The sequence below is a fragment of the Chryseobacterium mucoviscidosis genome (assembly GCF_002177115.1).
In the GTDB taxonomy this organism is placed as follows: domain Bacteria; phylum Bacteroidota; class Bacteroidia; order Flavobacteriales; family Weeksellaceae; genus Chryseobacterium; species Chryseobacterium mucoviscidosis.
This window is the reverse complement of sequence record NZ_MVAG01000108.1, coordinates 129,689-155,911: the sequence shown is the minus strand read 5'-3', so window position 1 is coordinate 155,911 and position 26,223 is coordinate 129,689. Positions and strand designations below refer to the sequence as shown.

General features: G+C 36.9%; 19 protein-coding genes. 16 read left to right on the top strand and 3 right to left on the bottom strand.

What is annotated here, in order from left to right; translation table 11 throughout:
• A complete protein-coding gene (locus B0E34_RS08620; protein WP_087708709.1) occupies positions 1-825 on the bottom strand; it encodes a hypothetical protein in 825 nt (274 codons plus the stop codon).
• A gap of 561 nt (positions 826-1,386) precedes the next feature.
• On the bottom strand, positions 1,387-4,758 hold the full coding sequence (gene mfd / locus B0E34_RS08615) for a transcription-repair coupling factor (RefSeq protein WP_087708707.1): 3,372 nt from the start codon (positions 4,756-4,758) through the stop codon (positions 1,387-1,389).
• A gap of 231 nt (positions 4,759-4,989) precedes the next feature.
• Between mfd and B0E34_RS08610 the strand changes: the two genes are divergently transcribed.
• Entirely contained in the window at positions 4,990-5,379 is a 390-nt protein-coding gene (locus B0E34_RS08610; protein ID WP_087708705.1) for a hypothetical protein, read from the top strand.
• 56 nt (positions 5,380-5,435) lie between these two features.
• Here B0E34_RS08610 and B0E34_RS08605 read toward each other — a convergent pair whose 3' ends face one another.
• Positions 5,436-5,774, bottom strand: coding sequence for a hypothetical protein (locus tag B0E34_RS08605; protein ID WP_087708703.1), 339 nt, complete (start codon positions 5,772-5,774; stop codon positions 5,436-5,438).
• Positions 5,775-5,896: 122 nt separating this feature from the next.
• Between B0E34_RS08605 and B0E34_RS08600 the strand changes: the two genes are divergently transcribed.
• The 15 genes from B0E34_RS08600 to B0E34_RS08530 all read left to right on the top strand — a co-directional run bounded on the left by B0E34_RS08600 (position 5,897) and on the right by B0E34_RS08530 (position 26,195).
• On the top strand, positions 5,897-6,160 hold the full coding sequence (locus B0E34_RS08600) for a hypothetical protein (protein ID WP_087708701.1): 264 nt from the start codon (positions 5,897-5,899) through the stop codon (positions 6,158-6,160).
• 130 nt (positions 6,161-6,290) lie between these two features.
• Positions 6,291-7,805: a GH3 auxin-responsive promoter family protein gene (locus B0E34_RS08595; protein ID WP_087708699.1), complete on the top strand. Its 1,515-nt coding sequence runs from the start codon at positions 6,291-6,293 to the stop codon at positions 7,803-7,805.
• 69 nt (positions 7,806-7,874) lie between these two features.
• A complete protein-coding gene (locus B0E34_RS08590; RefSeq protein WP_087708697.1) occupies positions 7,875-8,237 on the top strand; it encodes a hypothetical protein in 363 nt (120 codons plus the stop codon).
• 94 nt (positions 8,238-8,331) lie between these two features.
• Positions 8,332-9,567 (top strand): MFS transporter, encoded by a 1,236-nt coding sequence (locus tag B0E34_RS08585; RefSeq protein WP_087708695.1) that lies wholly within the window; start codon positions 8,332-8,334, stop codon positions 9,565-9,567.
• Between the two features lie 90 nt (positions 9,568-9,657).
• Positions 9,658-10,302, top strand: a complete 645-nt coding sequence (locus tag B0E34_RS08580) for a tetratricopeptide repeat protein (protein ID WP_087708693.1) — start codon at positions 9,658-9,660, stop codon at positions 10,300-10,302.
• Positions 10,303-10,332: 30 nt separating this feature from the next.
• The gene (locus B0E34_RS08575; RefSeq protein ID WP_087708691.1) at positions 10,333-12,423 is read left to right on the top strand and encodes an FIDD domain-containing protein; all 2,091 of its coding nucleotides are present in this window, start codon (positions 10,333-10,335) and stop codon (positions 12,421-12,423) included.
• A gap of 84 nt (positions 12,424-12,507) precedes the next feature.
• Positions 12,508-14,853 carry an FIDD domain-containing protein gene (locus tag B0E34_RS08570; RefSeq protein WP_228423039.1) on the top strand — a complete coding sequence of 782 codons (2,346 nt, stop codon included), beginning with the start codon at positions 12,508-12,510 and terminating at the stop codon, positions 14,851-14,853.
• A 163-nt stretch (positions 14,854-15,016) separates the two neighbouring features.
• Entirely contained in the window at positions 15,017-16,609 is a 1,593-nt protein-coding gene (gene dnaB, locus B0E34_RS08565) for a replicative DNA helicase (protein WP_087708689.1), read from the top strand.
• A 33-nt stretch (positions 16,610-16,642) separates the two neighbouring features.
• A complete protein-coding gene (gene rnhA / locus B0E34_RS08560; RefSeq protein WP_087708688.1) occupies positions 16,643-17,119 on the top strand; it encodes a ribonuclease HI in 477 nt (158 codons plus the stop codon).
• A 161-nt stretch (positions 17,120-17,280) separates the two neighbouring features.
• Positions 17,281-19,533 carry an FIDD domain-containing protein gene (locus B0E34_RS08555; RefSeq protein ID WP_087708686.1) on the top strand — a complete coding sequence of 751 codons (2,253 nt, stop codon included), beginning with the start codon at positions 17,281-17,283 and terminating at the stop codon, positions 19,531-19,533.
• Positions 19,534-19,643: 110 nt separating this feature from the next.
• Positions 19,644-20,270, top strand: coding sequence for an NAD(P)H-dependent oxidoreductase (locus tag B0E34_RS08550; protein WP_087708684.1), 627 nt, complete (start codon positions 19,644-19,646; stop codon positions 20,268-20,270).
• Positions 20,271-20,300: 30 nt separating this feature from the next.
• Positions 20,301-21,872, top strand: a complete 1,572-nt coding sequence (gene nadB, locus B0E34_RS08545) for an L-aspartate oxidase (RefSeq protein ID WP_087708682.1) — start codon at positions 20,301-20,303, stop codon at positions 21,870-21,872.
• Positions 21,873-21,890: 18 nt separating this feature from the next.
• Complete coding sequence (locus B0E34_RS08540) at positions 21,891-22,532, top strand: hypothetical protein (RefSeq protein ID WP_087708680.1); 642 nt, start codon at positions 21,891-21,893, stop codon at positions 22,530-22,532.
• Between the two features lie 10 nt (positions 22,533-22,542).
• Complete coding sequence (gene nadC, locus B0E34_RS08535) at positions 22,543-23,403, top strand: carboxylating nicotinate-nucleotide diphosphorylase (protein WP_087708678.1); 861 nt, start codon at positions 22,543-22,545, stop codon at positions 23,401-23,403.
• 209 nt (positions 23,404-23,612) lie between these two features.
• Positions 23,613-26,195, top strand: a complete 2,583-nt coding sequence (locus B0E34_RS08530; RefSeq protein WP_087708676.1) for a TonB-dependent receptor — start codon at positions 23,613-23,615, stop codon at positions 26,193-26,195.
• Positions 26,196-26,223: the final 28 nt, after the last annotated feature.

Sequence of the window (26,223 nt, the reverse complement as noted above, 5' to 3'; positions counted from 1 at the left end):
TTAGTTGCTTTTATACGTTACATATTCAATAATATCCACCTTAAAATCAGATTCAAGATTAAATGCATTGGAAACTGAATTTGAATTCGAGATATTTTTTCCGATGGTAAACTGAGAATTGATATCTGAAGATTCAATTTTTCTGCAGGCAACCTCAATTTTCTGTGTACCTACAGGAACATTCTGCTCCGTATAATTCAGCGTGAATATATAGTCCTGAAAACCTCCTTTATCGGTATTGTTATTGGAAGTAATCTTATCCGGACGTACTGCAACCAGTTTATTGTTTCGGAATATACCACAGGCAAATGTAACACTTTGAGAAGTTGTTGCAGCGGGTGCTTTCATTTCAACTCCTGTCTGAAACTGGTAAGTAAGCCTGTTTTTTCCGTTTTTAATGATGAAGTTATTCTCAAGACCGGCAATCTTTACCCACGTACCGTTTGCAGTAGCAGCAATGTCGTTTCCAACAGAATTTTTATAAATTCCGTCTGCAGCAACACCGTTAGAAAGGGTACTGATACCCACCTGATCGGAAGATAAATACGAGTTGATGAGTTTATACTGACCTTCTTCCATAAAAGTAACATTTATGGATCGCCAGTTTGGGGGAAGACCTTCGCCCTGAGAAACCAGCACCTGTCCGTTCAAGCCGGGATTACCCAGCGTAGTAGCAGTACCTCCTACTCTCAATTCTTTTCTTAAGGTGGTTTTCCCGTTTACATCGAGAACAGCATTGGGGGTACTAATACCAATTCCCACCTGAGCGTATGCCTGAACAGAAAATAATAATCCGGCTACACAGCTATATAGAGTTTTTTTCATAATAAGGGACTGCAAAGATAAATAAAAAAACATACAGAAAGTAGAGTAGAAATACGTAAACTGATAGAAATTAACTAATTACGCCATAGCAGCAATTGACTAAAAAGTAGAATTATTACTACTAAAACTTATTATTCCATATCAATTTTTAATAATATTTCAAGTTAAATATCCCTTATTAATGAATTAAATAATTTACTTCTCTTCCGAATTATGATTTACATAAAAATCATATCTTTTTAATATTGAAATATTTACAAATTTTAAAAAGCATTTAAAATCTTAATAATTTATCTACAAAACGTGATAAATAGTAACTTTTTATAACATTTCAAGACTAAAATAAATTCGTTTTTATTATCCAATTTTTTCGATCAGAGCTAAAATTACAAACACGATAAAAATCATGTTACATGCCGTCTTTTTAATATTTTTTTAATGTTAAATTCCCTTAACATTAAAAAACATAAAGTATTGTTCTTCAGCTATCTTTAAAAATATGGGATAAAAAATGCCGCATTGTAGAACAACACGGCAAAATATATAAGATAATACAATGAACTATATTTCACTCTTCAGAATTGTTTTCAGAAGATCATTCACCTCATCTACATTCCTTACTTTATCCTTCCTCATCATCAACTGATTTCCTTCCTTACCTGTCTTTTCCTTAAGCTGTGCTTCTTTAGGATTTTTCGTTAAATAATTAATGATAGTCCTGAATTTATCCGTCTGATAAAACTTATCCTGAGGATTTCCCGGAAAATATCCTAAGAACACTCCGTTCTTCATGACGATCTTTTCGAAACCAATGTCTGAAGCGAGCCATTTTAAGCTTACACTTTTTAGTAAATTTACAGCTTCTTTCGGCAATTCTCCAAAACGGTCAATCAGTTCAGATTCAAATTTATTCAGATTTGCCTCATTATCTATCTCCGCAAGTTTCTGGTACAGCAACAATCTTTCTTCCGTATTTGAAATATACCAGTCCGGAAGCATCAGTTCCAGATCCGTATCAATATTAACGTCTTTTGTGGTTTTAAATAATTTGTTCCTTTCTTCTTCATTTTCGAAAAGATTTTCAAATTCCTGATCGTCTTTCAGCTCTTCCAAAGCCTCCTGCATCAGTTTTTGGTAAGTTTCAAACCCCATTTCATTAATAAACCCACTCTGTTCCGCTCCCAGTAAATCTCCTGCTCCACGAATTTCAAGATCTTTCATCGCAATCTGAAAACCGCTTCCCAGATCTGAAAACTGTTCAATGGCTTCCAGACGTTTTCTGGCATCGGAAGTCATCATATCATAAGGCGGCGTAATAAGATAACAGAATGCTTTTCTGTTGCTTCGCCCGACACGACCTCTCATCTGGTGAAGATCTGCCATCCCGAAACGCTGCGCATCATTAATAAAGATGGTATTCGCATTCGGAACATCTACTCCACTTTCCACAATGGTTGTAGAAACCAGAACATCATATTTCCCTTCCATGAAATCCAGAACGTTTTTCTCCAGTTGTTTTCCTTCCATCTGTCCGTGTCCCGTAATTACTCTCGCATCCGGAACCAGTCTTTGGATCAGTCCTGCAATATCTTTCAGGTTTTCAATCCTGTTGTTGATGAAATATACCTGTCCGTCACGCTGAAGCTCATAGGAAACTGCATCTCTAAGAATTTCTTCGTTAAATCCGATTAATTGCGTATCTACCGGCTGTCTGTTGGGCGGCGGCGTTTTAATAACGGATAAATCTCTCGCTGCCATCAAAGAAAACTGTAACGTTCTCGGAATCGGTGTTGCTGTTAATGTTAAAGTATCAACATCAGCTTTTAAAGTTTTAAGCTTATCTTTTACGGAAACTCCGAATTTGTGTTCTTCATCAATAATCAGCAATCCCAAATCTTTAAACTTTACAGAGCTGCTTGCCAACTGATGTGTACCTATAATAATGTCTACTTTTCCCTCTTTTAAAGCTGCAAGCGTTTCAGATTTCTGTTTTGCTGTTCTGAAACGGTTCACATACGCAACATTTACCGGAAAATCCTTAAGTCTTTCTTTAAAACTTCTGTAATGCTGAAAAGCCAGAATCGTGGTAGGAACCAAAACTGCGACCTGCTTTCCGTCGGTCGCCGCTTTAAATGCAGCACGAATTGCAACTTCCGTTTTACCGAAACCTACGTCTCCACAAACCAGACGATCCATCACCGTATCGGCTTCCATATCTTTCTTAACATCAATAGTGGCTTTTTCCTGATCCGGAGTATCTTCGTAAAGGAAACTTGCTTCAAGCTCATTCTGAAGATAAGAATCCGGAGTGTAGGCAAAACCTTTCGCAGATTTTCTTTGAGCGTATAATTTTATTAAATCAAAAGCCAATTGTTTTACCCTTGCTTTCGTTTTCTGTTTTAAAGATTTCCATGTTGGCGATCCTAGTTTGCTTAAAACAATTTCGCGACCTTCCGGACCGTTGTATTTTGAAATTTTATGAAGAGAATGAATGCTCACATATAATAAGTCTCCGTTTTTATACGTCAGTTTAAAACATTCCTGAATTTTCCCGTCGTTATTCACCTTTACCAGTCCCATGAATTTTCCGATTCCATGATCGATATGGGCAATGTAATCTCCGATTTTCAAAGACATTAAATCCTTCAATGTCAACTGTTCAGATTTGGCAAAGGTATTCTTCGCCTTATATCTTTGATAACGGTCGAAAATCTGGTGGTCGGTGTAGACCAGAATTTTATGATCATTATCCACAAAACCTTCATGAAGTTCAGATTTAAAACTTTTAAAAGGAAGTTTATGTTCCAGCTCTTCAAAAATCAGTTCCAATCTTTCCTTCTGCTTTTCTGTGGAAAAAGAAATCCATGTATCGAAGCCTTCATTCTGTTTGCCTTCAATATCTTCAATTAACAGTTCGAAATTTTTATTAAAAGCAGGTTGTGAAGTCTGGTCTATTTTCATCTCCGATAATTCAATAAGTCCTTCAATAGAAACACTTCCGAAATCAACGGTTTTAAATTTTTTATAATCAAACAGAAATTCCTGATCGGAAATAAACAATTCCTGCGGCGATCTGTGTGCAATGTCCTTGCTTAAGGTTTCATATTTTTCCAGAGATTTTTCATAAAATGATTTCAGTCTCTGCATTCCCACAATTCCATTTTTAGAAACCACGAAACTCTCTTTTGGCAACAATTGCAATAAAGAAACCCTGCTTCCTGTTACTGTAAAATTCATATTGGAAACCAACTGAAAATCGCTTACTTTATCAATGGAAAGCTGTGTTTCAATATCAAACGTTTTAATGCTTTCCACTTCATTCCCGAAAAATGTGATCCTGTATGGCTTTTCATTGGAGAACGAGAAAACATCTACAATTCCCCCTCTTACGGAAAATTCTCCCGGCTCTGAAACAAAATCCGCCTGCTGAAAATGGTAATGATTCAGCAGTTCATCCACAAAATCAAAATCCAACTGATCGCCTACTTTTATATGATGCGAAATCGCCTTAAAATCTTCCTTTTTTAAAACCTTTTCAGACAGCGCTCCTGCATACGCAACGATAACGCGCGGAGATTTTCCGGATGTGATCTTATTGATAACTTCCGTTCTCAGAACAAGATTGGCGTTCTGCGTCTTTTCCACCTGATACGGTTCCAGATGAGTCGCCGGAAAATAGAGTACTTTTTCTTTCCCTAAAAGATCTTCCATTTCCGAATTGGCATACAAAGCATCTTCTTTATCGTCCAAAATATAAAGAATGGTTTTCTTTTGGGTAAGAAATAATTCGGCTACAAAAATAGAAACCGAAGAACCCGCGCTTCCTTTTACAGAAATATGTTGATTATTTTCCAGTTGAATGAAAATCTCTTTTCCGAATTCTTTCTGAAGAAGCTCCGGAAGAAATTTTTCGCTGATGGTTTTTAATTGCATAGATAATTTGGTATAAACGCAAAAAGCGATTTCGGGAGTTTTCCGAAACCGTTTTGGCTATACAAAGATAAGGATAAATATTTTTCTTTTAAGAAGTTGGAAAGTATTTAAACACTTCAAAATTCTTAATTTTTTACTAAAATTTTAAATTAAAAGTTAAAAAAAATTTACTCCTACCACATGGCACTTTGTTTGGATAAACCCCTCTACAACCACTAAAGAAATATTATTATGAAAAAAGCAATCAGAATTTTAGGAGCATTCCTATTACTATTCTTTGTAGTCACGGCAGTATCATGCAGCGATGATGATGATCCGGCAAACAACGACTTCTTCGCAGGAACCTACAAAGGCAGCGTCGGTTATAACGACAGCGACAACAACATCAGTTCCAATGACGGAAGTGTATTTGTAACAAAAATTGCGAGCGGTACAAAATACAACTTTGCCTTCTCGAACGGAATCCCGGATCTTAACGGAGTAGAATTTAATCAACAGGGAGACAACACTTTGGTAATGGTAGGATCTACCGCAACCTCGTACATTAGAATAGACAACAACGATCTAAAAATCTTATACATAAAAGATGGAAAAACCTGGACAGCGAACTGTACCCGATAAACCAACTTTTCATACATATGTTAGAACCTGCTTTTTCTTCGGAGAAAGCAGGTTTTTTATTTCAGTGGAAATAAATTGGGATTATTGAAATCTAACTCAATATATTTATCTTTATTTTTGATGATAAGTTGTGTTGATTGTTCAGGCTTGATGATTGAATCTCCAACATTTATGTATTGATCCCAACTTTCAGAAATCATAATACTGTCTTTTTCATAAACAATGTAATGAATGCCGTGGTTATCATAGTTAACAAACTTCTTTGCAACAACAGATTTTATCTCTTTTTTCTCTATTTCTTCTTCATACGTTTCATCTTTGTACAAAGATTTATAAATGATTACAAATCCAATAGCAAAAATTACGGCCAAAGTGTTTTGCGCCTGCTTTTTCATTACATCAAATGTATCATTTAATCTTTTTTTAAGCTGTAATAAACTTTAGTTAAGTTTAAAAAAATAGATTTTTCAGTTGGAATTTTCTCTACCTTTGATTCAACAAAACAAACAAATTCTCTATGAAAAAATTTTTAACCGCAATGTCTATTGTTTTAGGACTTGGACTTGCTTCCGCTCAACAGACGGCTCCGGCTGCAACAAAAGCTCAAACGGTAAAAACAGTAAAGCCCGCTAAACCCGCTCCGGCAGCTACTGTAAAACCTGCAACAGCGCCAACCGCAGCAAAAATGAAAAAAGACGGAACTCCGGACAAAAGATATAAGGAAAACAAAAAACTGAAAAAGGACGGTACTCCTGATAAAAGGTACAAAGTAAACAAGTAAACTCAACATTATTAGTTGTTATTTTCATAATCAAATTTCGAAGAACCGATGCACACTCATTCATCGGTTTTTTTGTGTCTTATTTTCTGAAAATGATCGCCAGTTGTTCAGTTATTTATAAATTTGAACCATGGTAAACTTCCTAAAGAAATATGCAGCTTTGATCTGGGCGAAAAACCACGTCCGGAAAGCAGAAGAGTTCAAAAAAAATGCGGAGAACGATCAGGAAAAGCTTCTTTTAGCCTTAACGGAAACTGCGAAAAAAACGCTTTTCGGAAGAGAACACGATTTTGAAAACATCAAAACGGTAAAGGATTTTCAGGAACGTGTAAAAGTTTCGGATTATGAGGATCTTAAACCTTACATCGAAAGGGTGAAAAAAGGACAGGCAAATATTCTCTGGACCGATACTCCCGAATATTTTGCCAAAACTTCAGGAACCACTTCAGGATCAAAATACATCCCGATTTCAAAAGAAGGAATGCCTTTTCAGGTAAAAGGAGCTCAAAGTGCATTGTTTCATTATATAGCCCAAAAAAACAACGCCGATTTTGTACAGGGAAAAATGATCTTTTTACAGGGAAGTCCTGAACTGGAAGAAGTGTACGGAATAAAAACCGGAAGACTTTCCGGAATTGTAGCCCATCATATTCCTGATTATTTGCAGAAAAACAGACTTCCAAGCTGGGAAACCAACATCATAGAAGACTGGGAAACCAAAGTGGATAAAATCGTAGAGGAAACGGAAAAAGAAAATATGACGCTGATCTCCGGAATTCCACCCTGGCTGATTATGTATTTTGAAAAGCTGATTGAAAAACACGGCAAAAAAATAAAACAGATTTTCCCTAATCTTCAGTTGATTGTTACGGGTGGCGTTAATTACGAACCCTACCGCGACAAAATGGAAGAACTTTTAGGAGGAAAAGTGGATATTGTTCAGACTTTTCCTGCTTCCGAAGGTTTTTTTGCATTTCAGGATGACCATACGAAGGAAGGCTTATTGCTTTTAACCAATCATGGAGTTTTCTATGAATTTATTCCTCTGGAAGAATACGGGCGCGTCGACTCCGATCAGCATACTATAAAAAGACTGACGTTAAAAGATGTTGAACTGAATAAAGATTATGCTTTAATTTTAACAACAAATTCTGGACTTTGGGCATATTCCATTGGAGATGTCGTGAGATTTATCGATAAAAATCCGCACAGAATTCTCGTGAGCGGAAGAACGAAACACTTCACCTCAGCTTTTGGAGAACACGTAATTGCTTTTGAAGTGGAAGAAGCCATGAAAGCAACTTTAGAAAAATATCCTGCACAGATTACAGAGTTTCATCTTGCACCACAGGTAAATCCTACTGAAGGACTTCCCTATCATGAGTGGTTTATTGAATTTGAAAAAGAACCGGAGAATTTAAACCTGTTTAAAAATGAGCTTGACGAACAGCTCAGAAAGCGCAATACCTATTATGATGATTTAATTTCGGGAAATATTCTGCAGAAACTTCACCTCACAGCTCTGAAGAAGAATGCTTTCCACGAATATGCAAAGTCTCAGGGAAAACTGGGCGGACAAAACAAAACGCCAAGACTTGCGAATGACAGAAAAATCGCCGATTTATTAGAAATTTATAAACTTTAGGCACATTTTTTTGATTCCGGAAACGTATATTCGAAAAAAATTATAAATTTGGAAAACTAAAAAATAATAATGAAAGCATCTGTACTTTTAAAATCATCTTTATTGACGTCGTTATTTGTAATTTCATCTTGTGCAACCACAAAATATAGTATGGATACTGCTAAAAATGATTATTCTAATCTGGAGGCAGGAAAAGTGTATACTGTAATGATGAGAGATGGTTCCAAAAATCAAAAAATGTTATTCCGTAACGTGGAAGGAGATAATCTTATCGGAACGAAAGGAAAGAAAGACAGTACAGTAGTAACCATTCCTAAAGCTAATGTTGCAGCCGTGAGAGACAGCAGAAAAGCAAGAATTACAACCGGAGCCACCATTATCGGAGCTGCGGGAGTTGCCGCTTTGGTGTTCAGTGCTTCAAGAGCAGACTAAAATAGATTTTATCTTTTAAGTCTCATTTAATTTTTCATTTAAAAAATGACGATAACAATAGCCTCAAGTTAATATTTGAGGCTATTTTTGTCGGATGATTTCATTTACCCCGCTACAGACATTGAAAAATGTCGAATTCAGAAACCTTCTTACCGGAAGATTTTTTATCGTTTTGGCTTTCAGAATGCTCGCTACTTTACTCGGATGGTGGGTGTATCAATTAACAAAAGATCCTTTTTCAATTGGTTTAATCGGACTTTCGGAAGTAATTCCCGCGGTAAGCTGCGCTTTGTATGCCGGTCACGTTATTGATATGAATGAAAAAAAACGCCTGCTCCTGATCTGCAACTACGTTTATATTTTTTTAATAAGCCTTTTGCTGATTCCTGCTTTTTTCAATGTTAAAATGCATTTTTCGGGACATGAAATCACGTACTTCATTTATGGAGTTATTTTTTTTACAGGTATTGCAAGAGCCTTTATCGGTCCGATTATTCCGGTGATGATTCCTAAAATCGTAAAAAAAGAAAATCTTCCGAATGCCGTTACTTTAAATCAGGCAACATTTCTCATCTCTTCGGTTTGCGGACATGCGGTCGGAGGTTTTCTGATCGGTTATTTTGGTGTAAAGTGGACGCTTGTTGTTATCATTTCGTTAATCTTTTTGGCTTCATTATTCTTTTTTCAGTTAAAAAAACAACATTCCGAATACAAAAAAGAGAATATTAACGTTATGGATAGTATGCGGGAAGGAATTTCTTACATTTTTAAAACAAAAGAAATTCTCGGAGCGCTGTGTTTGGATATGTTTGCCGTTCTTTTCGGAGGTGCTGTTGCCATGATTCCGGTTTATGCAACAGATATTCTGAAGGTAGGAGCGGAAGGATTCGGGTTACTGAATGCCGCATCTGATATTGGATCAATGTGCATCATCACCATTTTATCGGTTATTCCGTTAAGAAAAAATCAGGGTAAGATTTTACTTGGTGTGGTTACAGGTTTTGGGCTTTGTATTATCGGCTTCGGGCTTTCAAACTTATATTGGCTTTCATTCCTTTTCCTTGTGATGAGCGGAATGCTGGATGGGATTTCGGTAGTGATCAGAGGAACGATTGTTCAGCTAAAAACGCCGGACAACATCAGAGGAAGGGTACTGAGCGTAAATTCCATCTTCATTATGTCGAGCAACGAAATGGGACAGTTTGAGAGCGGATTATCTGCAAAATTACTGGGAGTTGTACGTTCAGTAGTTTTCGGAGGAACCATGACGGTGCTTATTGCACTTATTGTGGGGGCGACTAATCCAAAATTGAGAAAAATGCAATATTAGGGCAATATACACGTTTTTATTAAATAAATCTTAAAAACTTCAAATTAAAGTTAATAATTTTTTATATTTGTCTATAAAATATTTTCTATTATGGTAAAAAAACTATCTATTCTCCTTTCTATGGTGGTGGCTTCTTACAGCTTTGCACAAACCTCCGCTGAGAAAGGACTGGAGACTCAGATTGCAAAATTGGAGTCTGCCAAAAAATCCGAAGACTTTCAGCAGTCTAAGGATTATTTCATGAAATATGTAAATACCCTTTCCAGAGGAACAGAAACAAAAAAAGAAGACTGGAGAGCCTATTATTACACTGCTTTATCATTGGTAAGAGCGGAAATCAGTGCTAAAAGACAAGGTACTGCTCAAAATATTGAAGAAACTTCAGGATTGGCAGAAAAATATCTTGCAGGCGTATTTGTAAAAAATCCTAATAATGCGGAAGCCAATATTCTTTTAGCTCAGATATATTTACTTAAATCATCAACTAATCCGGCGGACAGTGCTGCCAATTTATCAAAAGCTAATGAATATCTTGCAAAAGCAGCTTCTGATGATAAAAACAATCCCAGAATTGATATTATAAAAGGTGAGATTGCCTTGAATTCTGATAAAGAAACGGCAAAAACGTATTTCAATTCAGCATTGGCTAAATTTAAAACGTATAGTAAGAAATCCAGTCTGGATCCAAATTGGGGAAGAGATGATGTTAACTACTATCTTTCTACCCTTAAATAATCTGTCATAATCAAGATAAATTCGACTATTATGAAAAAAATCTACCTTATATTACTGTTAATCTTTTCACAATTCTTCTTTGCACAATCAGACTGTGCTTCTGCAATAAGAGTATGTGGAAACTCAGATATTTCTTATTTTCCTACGGGTCCCGGAAGTGTGGATGATCAGGTAAATGCCAACGGAAGCTGTTTAAGTGCAAACGAGCACTATTCGGTTTGGTATGAGTTTACCGTTGCAACAGCCGGAACGTTAACATTTACGATTTCTCCACAGGCTCCTTATACTGCGGATTATGATTTTGCTGTATACGGACCAAATAAAACCTGCGGTACAAAAGGTGCTCCTATTCGTTGTAATTATGCAGGTGCACAGGCTTTTCCTAACCAGACCGGATTACAGACAGGTCTTACTGCAAATTCAGGAGCATGGAGTCCTGCGCTGAATGTTCTTCCGGGAGAAACCTATTATCTTATTGTGGATAACTGGTCCGGAGCAAACGCTGCAATGGCATTTTCATTAACCTGGGGAGGAACGGCAACGTTAACTTCACCATTCAACGATCCTGCGATTCAGCCTAACCCGTTCAATCCTATCGGAATTCCGGGAGCAACTGCTTCAGATCCTAGAATCATCGAAGTTTGCGACATTTCGGCTCCTTACAATTTCCAGACAAACAGTGCCAATATTGTTAATGGCAACCCTAACTTCTATGTAAAATATTACAGAACATCCAATGATGCTTTAGCGGATACCAATGCTATTACTTCTCCAATTGTTATAAATACAACCAGTACCTATTATTATACAATTCGTTATCTGGATCCAACGAATCCTAATAACCCAACGAATAAATGTTTCAACGTAAATGCATTTAAATTTAAGGATGTTACCTTTAAAGCAACTAATGCCAGTTTAACGGCGTGTAACAACAATAATAACGGGGTTGCCGTGTATAATCTTACCTCAACAACCTTATACACACCTAACCCGAATTATACTTACGTTATAAAGTATTATCCAACACTTGCAGACGCTAATAACGGAACCAATGAAATTTTGAATCCGGCAGCTTACACATCGTCTACAGGAGATGTATATGCAAAAATTACAACCAACTTAGGATGTTCTGATATTGCAAAAATCACTTTAAACTTCTTCCCTGTTGTTGTGGTAACAGATGCAACGTTAAGATCTTGTTATCTTGACACTAATCCTGCAATGGCAACTTTTGATCTTACTTTGGCTCCTGTAACTACTCAGGCAGGAACAAAAACATATTATCCGTCGCTTACGGATGCTATCAACGGAACGAATGCGATCCTAAATCCTAGTACCTATACTGCTCCGAACGGTGTAGCATACATTAAAGTAACCAACGGAAACGGATGCTATGCAGTAGCAAAAGTAACTTTAATTGTTCTTCCGCCGGTTTATTCAAGCGTACTTGAAGATAAGATTATCTGTATGGAAGATAAGACAACTTTAGATGCAGGACCTGGATTTACCGCGTACAAATGGAGTACAGGAGCTACAACACAGGCAATCAACAATGTAACCGTAGGAACTTACTGGGTTGAGCTTAAAACAGGAAACTGCGTTACAAAACAGACTGTAAAAGTTTATCCTTCCGAACAGCCGGTAATTTCCAGCATCGATATTACAAACAATACAATAACTGTAAACGTAATCGGAGGAACTGCTCCTTACAAATATTCTTTAGACGGAATTAAATGGCAGGATTCAAACGTTTTTGAAAATGTTGCCAGAGGAGACAATACCGTTTATGTGAAAGATGGTTACGACTGTGATCCTCTTACGGTAACTGTGGTTGTTCCAAACCTAATCAATGTGATTACTCCAAACGGAGACGGTGTAAATGATGTGATCGACTACTCTGCTTTAGCAGGAAAACAAGGTCTTGTTCTAAGCATTTTCGACAGATACGGAGTAAAAGTTGGCCAGGCTGATAAATCCAACGGATACAAATGGGACGGAACTACCAATGGTAAAAAAATACCTACCGGAACTTATTGGTATACCGTAGAATGGAAAGAGAATGACAAGAAAAATACACCATTCAAATTCTCAGGATGGGTGATGGTTAAAAACAGAGAATAAACACCATAAATTAAATAAAAAACCGCTTGGAAAAAGCGGTTTTTTTCACATCATAAAGTCTAATATATTTTTAAAATCTTTCTAATGAAGAAATTATTACTGCTGACTATTTTATTTTTGTCGCAAATGGTTTTCTCGCAATCAGATTGTATTTCGGCAATTCCGGTTTGTGGAAATTCAGACATTTCTTATAATCCAAGTAGTTCAGGAACCGTTCAGGAAGCTACTTCAGGAAGCTGTCTTGCAGATGAGCACTATTCTGTATGGTATGTATTTACAGCAGCAACCACAGGAACAATAGAATTCACCATTACCCCAAATACCGTTCCGGGAGTAACGCATTATGACTATGATTTTGCGGTTTACGGCCCCAACATCAATTGTGCGACATGGGATTTTGGAAATGCTATTAAATGTAACTTTTCCGGAACCAGTGGTCCCACAGGTCTAAGTTCAACAATAACAGGAAGCCAGTGGGAAACTCCGCTGAATGTAACTGCCGGAGAAACTTATTATCTTTTAATTGATAACTATATTCCGAGTAATCCGTATGGATTTTCTTTAACGTGGGGAGGAACTGCATCTTTAACTTCTGCATTCAACAATCCTGCTTTAACGCCAAATCCGTTCATTACGCCGGGAACACCTGCTGCAAACCCTGCAGATCCTAATGAAATTTTAAAATGTGCTTTACCAACCATGTTTGATTTCAGCACATTGTCTACAGGAATTATCAATGGTAATCCAAACTTCACGGTAACTTATCATTTAACAAGTAATGATGCTATTACAGGAACGGCACCTATTACAACGCCGATCATGGTAAATGCTACCACAATTTATTATTACAGACTTAAATATGTAGATCCAAATAACCCGACGAACCCTATAAACGGATGTTTCCAGGTTGGAAAATTCAAATTCAGATCAGGTAATATTGTTGTAAATAATGCTACGATTACTTCTTGTAATTATGATAATACAGGAATCGGTTATTTCGATTTAAATTCCGCAAACGTATACGGACCGACCAATGTTGTGAAAAAATACTATCCTACAATGGCAGATCTTACGGCAGGAACCAATGAAATAACAACTCCGTCTTCTTATGCATCTCAGGCTCCTAAAACTGTCTTTGTAAAAATTACAACCAATGAAGGATGTACTGCAAATGCAGAAATAACTTTGCAGTTCTTACCAGCACTTGCTGTAGTTCCGGCTACTGTAAAAGCTTGTAACAACAACAATGCAGGAACAGGTATTTTCGATCTTACGGCTCCTGATGTTTATCCTACCTCTACAAACGTTACAAAAAAATACTACCCTACTTTAGCAGATCTTAATGCAGGAACCAATGAAATTACAAATCCTGCAGCCTACACTTCTGCAGCTCCGAAAACAGTATATGTAAGAGTGAGAAATCCTCAGGGATGCACAGGTTACAACCAGATTAGTTTACAGTTTAATCCGGTAGTAACGGTAAATGATGCTTCCATTGAAGAATGCTACATTGAATCTAATGTAACGACTGCTTCATTTAATTTAACTGTACCAAGTGTAACGACACAGACAGGACACACCAAGAGATATTACAAAACTCAGGCAGATGCTATTGCAGGAATTAATGAAATTTTAAATCCTACAACATATATTTCAACAACAGCCGTAGTTTATGTAAAAGTAATCAGCATAGAAAACTGTTATGCCATTGCAAAAATCAACCTGAAAGTTTTACCTCCTGTTAAATCATCTGTTCTTAAAGACAAGATCATCTGTATTGAAGATAAAACAACGTTAGACGCAGGACCTGGTTTTGATGCCTATGAATGGAGCACCGGAGCAACCACTCAGTCGATATCCAATGTTTCTGCAGGAATCTACACGGTAAAACTGAAAACAGGAAAATGCTGGACATTACAGCAGGTGAAGGTTACCGCTTCAGTACAGCCTGTAATTACAAGTATAGACATCAACAATGATTCATTTACAATTAATGCAACAGGAGGAAAAGCGCCTTATAAATATTCTATCGACGGAGTAAACTGGCAGGATTCCAATGTTTTCACAGGTCTTCCGAGAGGTGAAAATAAAGCGTACGTAAAAGATGCTTATAACTGTAGCCCGATCAGTGTTCAGGTAACGGTTCCGAATCTTCTGAATGCCATTACGCCAAACGGAGATAACAAAAACGATTATATCGATTATTCTGCTTTAGCATATAAAAAAGATTTGGTTTTCACGGTTTTCGACCGATACGGAAACATGATTTATAAAGCAGACAAGATCAGAAATTACACATGGGACGGAACTTCCGGTGGCAAGAAAATCGTTACGGGAACGTATTGGTACACGATAACGTGGACAGAAAATGATAAGGATAATACACAAACGAAATACAGCGGTTGGATATTGGTAAAAAATATCCAGTAATCATTTAATCTGATTTTCAAAATATTAAATCACCTCATTTTTGGGGTGATTTTTTTATTCTCTCTGCAAAGCCTTTCTGAATAACGGTTTCAAAAGTTATCCACAATTTTTTGTTAGTTACTCCGTTTCATTTGCTTTTCAAAAAAACTATCTTTGCACTATTATGGCGCAGAAAGAAACATTATCTTCTTTGACGAACGGAAATTTTGCAAAAGAACTCTCCATTGCAGACGGGAAAATGCCTCCCAATGCATTGGATTTTGAACGATTGGTGATTGGTACTTTTTTAATTGATAAAAAAGGGCTCGATCATTCCATTGATTTGCTTACCCCTGAAGTTTTCTACGATCCGAGACATCAGGTTATATTTTCTACCATTTTAAAATTATACGAAGGCAACCAGCCTGTCGATTTAATGACGATTATTCAGGAGCTTAAAAAAGAAGGAAAATTAAGTTCTGCCGGCGGAGACAGCTACATCATCGATCTTACGATGGGAGTAAGCTCTTCTGCCCACATTGAATACCACGTCCGTGTTATTCTTGAAAAATATATTCTTCGAAGCTTAATTAATGTTTCGGCAAACGTAATTGATGCTTCCTATAAAGAATCTACAGACGTTTTTGAACTTCTGGATAAAGCCGAACAGTCTTTTTTCGAGATCACAAACGGAACCATTAAAAAAGGATTCGATACTGCCAATTCACTGGTAAAACAGGCAATCGATACTATTAAATCTTTAAAAGACAAAGAAGGACTTTCCGGAGTTCCTTCCGGATTCCGCGATGTGGATAAAGAAACCGGAGGATGGCAAAACTCCGATCTTATTATTATTGCAGCACGTCCTGCGATGGGAAAAACAGCATTCCTTCTATCGATGGCAAGAAATATTGCAGTGGGACACAAAATTCCTATGGCTTTATTTTCGCTTGAGATGGCATCGGTACAGCTTATCACAAGGATGATTGCTTCCGAAACAAGAATTTCATCAGAAAAACTCCGAAAAGGAACGCTTGATGATGAAGAGTGGGAAAGACTGTTCTCTAATGTTTCTGAACTGGAAAACGCACCATTATATATTGACGAAACACCATCACTTTCCATTTTCGATTTCCGTGCAAAATGCCGAAGACTTGTCATGCAGCATGGCGTAAGGCTCATCATGGTCGATTATCTTCAGCTGATGACTGCCGGAAGCGGAGGAAAAGGAGGCGGAAACCGTGAACAGGAAATTTCCATGATTTCACGATCTTTAAAAGCGATCGCCAAAGAACTGAACGTTCCGGTAATTGCACTTTCGCAGCTTTCGCGAAGTGTAGAAACACGTCCGGGAAAAAGACCTCAGCTTTCCGATCTAAGGGAATCCGGAGCAATTGAACAGGATGCGGATATTGTATCTTTCATTTTCCGACCGGAATATTATAAAATTACGGTTTGGGACAACGATGAAGAAGGACAGGAAACCTCAACAGAAAATCAGGCGGAGCTGATTATTGCAAAGCACAGAAATGGTGCAACTGCCGATGTGCGTTTATCTTTCTTAAAACATTTTGCGAAATTCGGCGATATTGAGGCTGCTTTTGACGGAGGAATGAGCGGAGGATATCCATCGAGCTTCGGAAAGCCCGAACCAAGCGGTTTTGATAAAATTAAAACAACAATTCAGCCGGGTGCGGCATTTGATCTTCCCGACAGTTCAAAACTTTCAGGATCTTCAATGAATGATTTTGATGACGACGACGATTTTCCTTTTTAAATTCAGGACTAAGAATAAGGTTAAGAATTAAAAATGAAAATTGAAATATACACCGACGGAGCGTGCAGCGGAAATCCCGGAAAAGGCGGGTATGGAATTCTCATGCGTGTCCCTGAAAAAAATTATCAGAAAACATTTTCCAAAGGCTTCCGGAAAACCACCAACAACAGGATGGAACTTCTAGCTGTAATTACGGCTTTGGAAAAACTGAAATCTCCTGACAACGAAATTCATATTTACACAGACAGTAAATATGTTTCGGATGCCATAAACCAGAACTGGTTATCCGGATGGATCAAAAGAGGGTGGAAAAATGTAAAAAATCCCGATCTGTGGCAAAAATTTGTGGCACTTTATAATATACACAAGCCTAAAATGCACTGGATAAAAGGCCATGCAGGACATTTTGAAAACGAATTATGCGACAAACTTGCCGTAACCGCTGCTGCCTCTGAAAATTTAGAGATCGATTCCTTCTTCGAAAATCTCGAAAATAACACTTTGTTTTAATCTAAAATTACAAGATTCGGAAAAACACTTTTCAGTATTCTTTCATTTTTATTATCATTTATTACAAAATAAATACTAAATAAGGTAAATTTAATATTAAATACATATTATTTAATCAGGATTTAATATATTTACACGTCTAATTTTAAGTATACTAATAAATGAATAAAAATTTACTCCTGTATTTATCCCTCTTCTTATTTTGCTTCTACGGAAAAATTTCGTCGCAAACCTATCAGCTTACCGGAAATCCCGTAAACACGACAGGCTGGAATATCGTTCCTGCCGCTGTTGTAAATACAGACTTCATCCAGCTTACCGCAGACCAGATCAGTCAGGTAGGAGGCATTAAATTAGACTCTCCCATCAATCTAAAATACTGCGATAAATGGAGAGTGGAATTTGATTTCAGAATCGACGGAAACGGAACAACGGCTTACGGAAGAGGAGACGGTATTGCTTTTTGGTATCTGGCAAATCCACCCGCTTCTTACACCTCTGGCGGAGGATTGGGAATTCCTGCAAACTCTACCGGATTAATGGTAGGTTTTGACATCTTTAATAATACCACAGAAGCACAGATGAGCAAGGTTCATATTTTATATGGAACCAATAACACAACAGGATCAAACATCGAATACAACAACACTGCCGGAAGTACATTTCACTCTCCGGATCTTAATCCTACCCAGCCTTTTGTAGGAACTACTTTCAGACACGTTGAAGTAAACGGACAGGTAAATCCTGCGGCTCCTGCAAGCTGGATCATCACCCTGAAAATCGACGGAACTACTATTGTAAGCCAGTCTTTTGCTCCTTCCGGAGCGGCTGCCACCATGACGACCGGTTATTTCGGATTTTCTGCTTCTACAGGAGGAGCAAGCGCAAGACAATCTATTAAAAATGTAAAAGTTTATATTGATAAAGTAGCCCTTAACCAAACTTTGGTTACGGATACTTTCTGTCCGAATCCTGCAACAGGACAAGGAACAGTGAATTTAACGTCTTATCAGGGCCAATTTGTAACCAATCCTGCCAATTATACGTTCTCATACAGTGTAGGTGGAACTCCGATTACGAATCCTACCAACTATCAGTTCAGTGCAAATACTTCAGTTTCTGTTTTAATTAAAGACAATACAGGATTGCTTTGTGATAATCCGGACGGAAAAATTCAGTTAAATCTTTCTCCATTCACAGCAACCCCTGCAACGCTTACGGAATGTAATAACAACAATACAGGAACAGCAACCTACAATCTTACGCTTGCCAATGTAAATGAACCGACGGGTTCTACCAAGAAGTATTATAAAAATATGGCAGATCTGAACGCCGGAACCAATGAAATTACGAATCCTACCACTTATACTTCTGCCGCAGGAACCGTATATGTAAAAGTAACGACTCCGCTTGGCTGTCAGGGTTCCGCTGCAATCACTTTGGCGTTTTATCCACAGATTGCCACTACAGACGTCACTTTAGAATCTTGTTTTATTGATAATGCACCGACAACAGGTTTATTTAATCTTACACAGGCAAACGTAACTTCCGCTACAGGCGTTACCAAAAGATATTTTAAAACACAGGCAGATGCATTAGCCGGAACAAATGAGATCCTGAATCCCACAGCTTACGTAAGCACATCATCCGTAGTGTATGTAAGAATTACGAATGTAACGAATTGCTGGACGCTTGCAAAAATTACATTAAAAGTTTTAGCACCGATTTATTCTTCTGTACTTAAAGACAAAATCATCTGTATCGATGCCAAAACAACTTTAGACGCAGGAACCGGATTCGACAGTTACTTATGGAGCACCGGAGCAACGACGCAGTCTATTGCGAATGTAACGCCGGGAATCTACTGGGTACAGCTTAAATCAGGAAGATGCACAACACAGCAGACTGTAAGGGTAAATCCTTCGCAGCAGCCTGTAATTTCTACAATTGATATAAAAAACAACACGATTACCGTGAATGTGAAAGGAGGAAAAACACCGTACCAATACTCTTTAGACGGGATTAACTGGCAAGATTCTAATGTCTTTACAGGTCTTGCAAGAGGTGAAGTTGTAGTGTATGTAAAAGATGCCTACAATTGTACTCCAATTCAAGTTCAGATTACAGTTCCGAATCTCCTGAATGCCATTACTCCGAATGGAGATAATAAAAATGATTACATTGATTATTCCGCATTAGCATATAAAAAGAATTTGGTGTTCACGGTATATGACAGATATGGAAATAAAATGTACGAAGCAGACAAAATCCGAAACTACAAATGGGACGGAACTACGGGTGGCAAAAAAGTAATGACAGGAACATATTGGTACACCATCACCTGGAATGAAAATGACAAAAACAGCACTCAGACCTCCTACAATGGCTGGGTTCTGGTAAAAAATATAGAATAACACTTTTTAAAGATCATTCGAAAAACGGATGATCTTTTTTTATGCCTTATTTAGAAGAAATATTTTATTTTAAACTAATTTAATTCGCATTCAATTCTTAAATTTGAATTATGAATTATTTAGAGGCTTTAAGCAGAAGATACTCTGTAAAAAAATTTAATCACGAAATTATTCCTCAGGAAACCCTGCATAATATTCTTGAATCCGGAAAATTATCGGCAAGTTCTCTTGGTCTTCAGCCTTACGAAATTCTTATCGTGGAAAGTGAGGAGATGAAGCAGAAATTAATTCCTGCATTCTACAATCCGTCACAGATTTCCACCTGTTCTCATCTCATTGTTATTGTTTCCAAAAAAATCGTGGACGACAATTACATCAATGGTTATTTCCGGCACATTTCCAAAGTAAGAGAAACACCGCTAGAAAAACTGGATCTTTTTAAAAACAGCATCAATCAGCATATTAATCAAAAAACACAGGATGAAATTTTCAACTGGGCAGAAAAGCAATCTTACATCGTTCTGGCAAATCTCATGTATGCAGCAGCGATAGAAAATATAGACACCTGCCCCATGGAAGGCTTCCGACAGGAACTTATAGAAGAAATTCTGGAGATAAATCCTGATACCGAAAAAGTAAGTGTAACCCTCGCTTTGGGATACCGTTCGGAGGAAGATCATTTCCAGCACATGAAAAAAGTAAGAAAACCAAACGAAAAATTGTTTAAATTTATTTAACCATTTAGACAATTGTCTTAAACTAAGGATATGATAAAAGCGGATGTACTGGTAATCGGTTCCGGAATTTCGGGACTCTCCTATGCCATAAAAATTTCTGAGCAGCTTCCTGATGCCAAAATAATCATCGTAACAAAATCGGACGAAGATGAAAGCAATACCAAATATGCACAAGGCGGTCTTGCGGTGGTTACAGATTCTAAAAATGATAACTTCGAAAAACATATTGCCGATACGATGCGTGCCGGAGACGGTGAAAACAAACGCGATGTCGTAGAAATGGTGGTTACCGAAGCACCTGCAAGATTCAACGAAATTGTAGAATGGGGGGCTAATTTTGACAAAAAAAACGGAGAATTTGCTTTAGGAAGAGAGGGAGGACATACCGAAAACCGAATAGTACATCATAAAGATATTACAGGTTTTGAAATCGAAAGGGCACTTTTGCAAACCGCCAAAAGCAGTCCGAATATTGAGATTCTCGATCATCATTACGTGATTGATATCATTACGCAGCATCACGTTCCGGGAAAAGAACTAAATGAAGGAGATATCCATTGCTACGGAGCCTATATTCTTGATGAAAAATCCAAAACCATTAAAAAAATCACCTCAAAAATAACCCTTGTTGCAACCGGAGGAGCTGGACACGTTTACAAAAACACCACCAATCCGACGATTGCAACAGGAGACGGAATCGCTTTTGTGGCAAGAGCAAAAGGAAAAGTTTCCAATATGCAGTACTATCAGTTTCACCCGACCGCTTTGTACAGCAAACTCGATGGAATGTTGTTTTTAATTTCGGAAGCCGTTCGTGGTGACGGAGCCAAATTAAGAACCAAAAGAGGCGAGAAATTCATGCATAAATATGATGAACGTGAAGAACTCGCTTCCCGTGATATCGTTGCTAGAGCCATCGATGCGGAAATGAAAATTACCGGAGACGAATTTGTAGGTCTGGATTGCCGTGAAATGGATCATGAAAAATTTCTTGAACATTTCCCGAATATTTATAAAAAATGCAAAGACGAAGGAATTGATCCTTTCAGCCAGCTTATTCCCGTTGTTCCCGCCTGTCATTATCTGATGGGGGGAATTGAAGTTGACCGTGACGGACAGTCCTCTATCCGAAATCTTTTTGCGGTGGGAGAATGTACCAATTCCGGACTTCACGGAGCGAACAGACTGGCTTCCAATTCATTACTGGAAGGGTTGGTTTTCGGACATAATGCCGCAATGAAAACCGTTGCACTTTTAAATGAAAATAATTTCAACTTCGATGATCTGAAAGCTGTTCCGGAGTGGAATGAAGAAGGCATGAAAATAATGGACGAAATGGTGATCGTTTCTTACCTGAGAAAACAGCTTCAGGAAATGATGAGCGATCTTGTAGGAATTGTACGCAGCAACCGCCGTCTGAATATGGCTTTGCAAAAACATCAGGAAATCGCTGCCGCAGTGAACGAAATTTACCACTACTCTATTCTTTCGCCACAGTTGTCGGAACTAAGAAATTTAACTACCGTTGCCCACCTCATCATTACGCAGTCTATGGAAATGACAGAGAATAAAGGTGCATTTTATAATAAAGATCTGGCTTAAGAGTAGCAAATACAGAGTATGGAAATCTTCAGTCTGAGAATTTTAACCATCATGAATCTTTTAAACTTTTTAAGAGTCATGTTGATTCTTATCGTTCTCATCGTACTTGGTTTTCTTATTTTTGGAAGCAAGCATCATGATGAAATCTATTTTCTAGGCTGGATGTTCGTTTTAGCGGCTGTATCTTTTGGGGTTCGATTCTTTAATTATATAAAGAAAAATATCATTTCAAGAGCAAAATATCCTCTTCCATTAAATCTATTGTGCAATATACTTACAATTGGAAAACCTTATTATTTCGGAAAAGATCAATTCGATCTGGATGAAATTATAAATGATAACAAACTTCCTCAGACATTTTATTATATCAACAATCATCAACATCCGATTTTAGAATTTAAAAGAGATAAACTTCTTTTTCATGGGACAGAATATCAGTGGAAAAATCTGAACTGGAAATATTTTCTGTACATAGAAAATCCTGATGCTTACAAACCGCAAGGAAAATATTTAATAGAATTTACAGCAACCAATCAAGACAATATCCGAATAAAAAATAAAATTGAATTCGAAAAAATAAAAGCTGACGAAAATGAAGTAATTTTGCTTTTTGTGATTCACGATTTGTTATTCGGAACCAAAGCATCTTATTATTACTAAAATTAAAAATATGAAAAGACCGGCATACGTTACAGATAAAGTTTTAAAACAGTTTATTAAAAACGCTCTTGAAGAAGACATTCAGGATGGCGATCATTCTACGCTTTCCACCATTCCGAAAGATCTGGAGCAAAGTGCAAAACTACTGGTAAAACAGGATTGCATTCTTGCAGGAGTAGAACTCGCTGAAATTATTTTTAAAACTTTTGATAAAAACTTAAAAGTTGAAACTTTTGTAAAGGATGGAAATGCAGTAAAATTTGGGGATATTGCTTTTATCGTAACCGGAAGCGCAAGATCAATCCTTTCAACGGAAAGACTGATATTAAACTGCATGCAGCGAATGAGCGGAATTGCAACATTAACGCATGACTGGGATTCCAGACTTATCGGCACAAAAACAAAACTTCTGGACACCAGAAAAACAACTCCCAATTTCAGGGTATGCGAAAAATGGGCGGTTGCCATTGGCGGCGGAACTAATCACCGATACGGTCTTTATGACATGATTATGCTGAAAGACAACCATATTGATTATAACGGAAGCATTACGAATGCCGTAAAAATGGCAAAAGATTATATCAAAAAGAACAAGAAAAAGCTCAAAATAGAAGTTGAAACCAGAAATCTGGATGAAGTTCAGGAAGCTATTAATGCAAAGGTAGACAGAATCATGCTCGACAACATGGATATAAAAACTATGAAGAAAGCAGTAAAGCTAATTAACGGTTCCTGTGAAAGTGAAGCTTCGGGCGGAATTACCCGTGACCAACTTAAAGAAATCGCATCTACAGGCGTTACTTACATCTCTGCAGGGGCACTTACCCACTCAGCAGAAAATATGGATTTAAGCCTCAAAGCCGTGAAATAGCATTGGATTTTTATTAAAAATGATGCCGATTTGTTAAAAATTCAATAATGTGATTTTTTTCATGCGAAATCTCAATTATTATTCAATGCATTGTAAATCAATATTTTAAACCTTATTAAGAACCTTTAAAAATTAACATACAGTTAATATTAGTTAAAATAAATTTCCTCAATTTTGCAGAAAATTAAATCTAACTATTACTAACGATTATGAAATTAATCAACAAATCAATGCTAACTGCGATAATTACATTATCCACAGCTAGCGTTTATTATGCTCAACAGGTTAAGGACACTGTAAAAGATACAAGGTCTAAAGACATTGACGAGGTAGTGTTAATTGGAGTTGCTGATATCGCAAAAGATAGAAAAACTCCTGTAGCAGTTTCAACAATCAAAGAAGCGCAAATCGTTGAAAGATTAGGAAATCAGGAATTCCCTGAAATCTTAAATACAACCCCATCTGTATATGCTACAAAAGCTGGTGGAGGTTTTGGAGACTCAAAATTGAACATCCGTGGTTTTAGCCAAAATAACATTGCTGTAATGGTAAATGGTATGCCGGTAAATGACATGGAAAATGGTGCTGTATACTGGTCTAACTGGGCAGGACTTTCTGATGTTACTTCTGCAATGCAGGTGCAAAGAGGTTTAGGTTCTTCTAAACTTGCAATTGCGTCTGTAGGAGGTACAGTAAATATTTTAACGAGAGCAGCAGATAAAAAACAGGGAGGTATTGTTTCTCTTGGTTTAGGTAACAATGATTATCTTAAAACTCTTTTCGCATATAATACAGGAAAATCTGCAAAAGGATGGTCTTCATCTTTTTTAATGAGCAGAACAGCAGGTTCTATGTATGCAGATGGAACCAAATTTGAGGCATACAACTACTATTTTGCTTTAGGATATAATAAACCAGGAAGTAAACATGATTTCCAGTTTACAATTACTGGTGCTCCACAGTGGCACAACCAAAGATCTTTCGCAATTTCTATAGCAAATTATATCAACTTTAATCCAGATAAAGACGGAACTCCTAACAGAAGATACAATTCAGATTGGGGATATCTTAATGGAGAGGAATATTCAGCTAGAGTAAATTATTATCATAAACCAATTATGTCTTTGAACTGGGATTGGAATATAAGTCAAAAATCAAAGCTTAATACAGTACTTTATGCTTCTTTTGGTAGAGGAGGAGGAACCAATACTACAGGATCAGCAAATGGTAAAAGCTTATCAACATTCAGAGATCCTGTAACAGGACTTTATAATTTTGATGCTGTTTATGCTGCAAACCAAGCGTCTACTCCAGATAAAGGTGTGTTAATAAGAAATGCATCCATTAATTCTCATAACTGGTTTGGTGTAATTTCTAGTTTCAATCATACATTAAATGAAAATATGAAATTTACTGCGGGTATTGATGCAAGATATTACTATGGATATCATTATCAAGTAGTATCTGATTTATTGGGAGCATCAGGATATCTTGATAAAAATAACAAAAATAATCCCGTAAATCTTGTTACCGCTACTTCTCCGGCAAAACCTTCTTGGAATCCTTTTGGAGGAAAAATCAACGCCATCAACGAAAGAATTGGTTACAATAATGATGGTGAAGTACTTTGGTATGGAGCTTTCGGACAGTTTGAATATACCAATGATAAGATTTCTGCTTTCGTACAAGGTTCCGTTTCAAATCAAGGTTTTCAAAGAATCGATAATTTCATTATCGACGGAGTTACAAAATCTAAGCTTGGAGAAACAATGAATACCAAAACTGGTTTCAAAAATCTATTTGGATTCAATGTAAAAGGAGGTCTAAATTATAATATTAATGAACATCACAATATTTTTGGTAATGTTGGATATTATGAAAGACAACCTTTCTTTAATGCAGTATACAGAAGTAATGAAAACATTGTTGCCAAAGATCTACGAAACGAAAAAATATTTGGTGCAGAACTAGGATACGGATTCCGCTCTTCTAATTTTAATGCTAATGTTAACTTATACAGAACTACTTGGAATGACAGATACCTTAGAAGATCCAGCTTAAGAGACGTTGCTACTAACAAAACTTTTTATGCTGAAATTAATAATCTGAACGAAGTGCATATGGGAGTTGAGGTAGATGCAAGTTATAACCTAAATAAGATTCTAACCATAAACGGAATGTTTTCAGCAGGTGATTGGTATTACAAAGGAAATGCAACCGCTACTTTGTTTGAGGACAATTCCAACTTACCATTTAATTTCCCTGGTACCACAAGTAATGAAACGCAACTTTATTTAGATGGAGCAAAAGTGGGTGAAGCAGCTCAAATGACAGCAGCTTTAGGTGTTACTGTAATGCCTGTTAAAAATCTGAAATTTGATGCAACTTGGAGAAGTACAAATGATCTTTACGCAAGTTTGGATACATATAACTTCAGCGTTAGATCAAATGCAGATAAAGGAACTTTAAAATTACCTAACTACAATCTGTTTGATTTAGGTCTTTCTTACAGAATCAATCTGAATAATAAACAACAGTATTTCACAATCAGAGGTAATGTATATAATCTGTTTGATACTACTTACATCGCAGACTCAAATACTAGCAATCATGTAAAACAGTTATCTGATTTTACTACAACTACTTCCGGAGGAGTAACAACGACTGCACAACAGAAATATGATGCTTACATTAACAATCCAGCTAACTTCTATAAAGGGTTAGATACAAGTAATCAGGTATTCTTTGGATTCGGAAGAACATGGGCAGCAACCCTTTCTTTCAACTTCTAATAAATACATAAATTAGATTTTATAAATA

Coding starts and splice junctions, on each gene's coding strand:
- B0E34_RS08550 (WP_087708684.1), top strand. CDS start 19,644: ATGAATTATTTAGAGGCTTTAAGCAGAAGATACTCTGTAAAAAAATTT.
- dnaB (WP_087708689.1), top strand. CDS start 15,017: ATGGCGCAGAAAGAAACATTATCTTCTTTGACGAACGGAAATTTTGCA.
- nadC (WP_087708678.1), top strand. CDS start 22,543: ATGAAAAGACCGGCATACGTTACAGATAAAGTTTTAAAACAGTTTATT.
- B0E34_RS08590 (WP_087708697.1), top strand. CDS start 7,875: ATGAAAGCATCTGTACTTTTAAAATCATCTTTATTGACGTCGTTATTT.
- B0E34_RS08575 (WP_087708691.1), top strand. CDS start 10,333: ATGAAAAAAATCTACCTTATATTACTGTTAATCTTTTCACAATTCTTC.
- B0E34_RS08595 (WP_087708699.1), top strand. CDS start 6,291: ATGGTAAACTTCCTAAAGAAATATGCAGCTTTGATCTGGGCGAAAAAC.
- B0E34_RS08620 (WP_087708709.1), bottom strand. CDS start 825: ATGAAAAAAACTCTATATAGCTGTGTAGCCGGATTATTATTTTCTGTT.
- B0E34_RS08555 (WP_087708686.1), top strand. CDS start 17,281: ATGAATAAAAATTTACTCCTGTATTTATCCCTCTTCTTATTTTGCTTC.
- B0E34_RS08605 (WP_087708703.1), bottom strand. CDS start 5,774: ATGAAAAAGCAGGCGCAAAACACTTTGGCCGTAATTTTTGCTATTGGA.
- B0E34_RS08580 (WP_087708693.1), top strand. CDS start 9,658: ATGGTAAAAAAACTATCTATTCTCCTTTCTATGGTGGTGGCTTCTTAC.
- B0E34_RS08585 (WP_087708695.1), top strand. CDS start 8,332: ATGATTTCATTTACCCCGCTACAGACATTGAAAAATGTCGAATTCAGA.
- B0E34_RS08570 (WP_228423039.1), top strand. CDS start 12,508: ATGAAGAAATTATTACTGCTGACTATTTTATTTTTGTCGCAAATGGTT.
- mfd (WP_087708707.1), bottom strand. CDS start 4,758: ATGCAATTAAAAACCATCAGCGAAAAATTTCTTCCGGAGCTTCTTCAG.
- B0E34_RS08600 (WP_087708701.1), top strand. CDS start 5,897: ATGAAAAAATTTTTAACCGCAATGTCTATTGTTTTAGGACTTGGACTT.
- B0E34_RS08540 (WP_087708680.1), top strand. CDS start 21,891: ATGGAAATCTTCAGTCTGAGAATTTTAACCATCATGAATCTTTTAAAC.
- B0E34_RS08610 (WP_087708705.1), top strand. CDS start 4,990: ATGAAAAAAGCAATCAGAATTTTAGGAGCATTCCTATTACTATTCTTT.
- nadB (WP_087708682.1), top strand. CDS start 20,301: ATGATAAAAGCGGATGTACTGGTAATCGGTTCCGGAATTTCGGGACTC.
- rnhA (WP_087708688.1), top strand. CDS start 16,643: ATGAAAATTGAAATATACACCGACGGAGCGTGCAGCGGAAATCCCGGA.
- B0E34_RS08530 (WP_087708676.1), top strand. CDS start 23,613: ATGAAATTAATCAACAAATCAATGCTAACTGCGATAATTACATTATCC.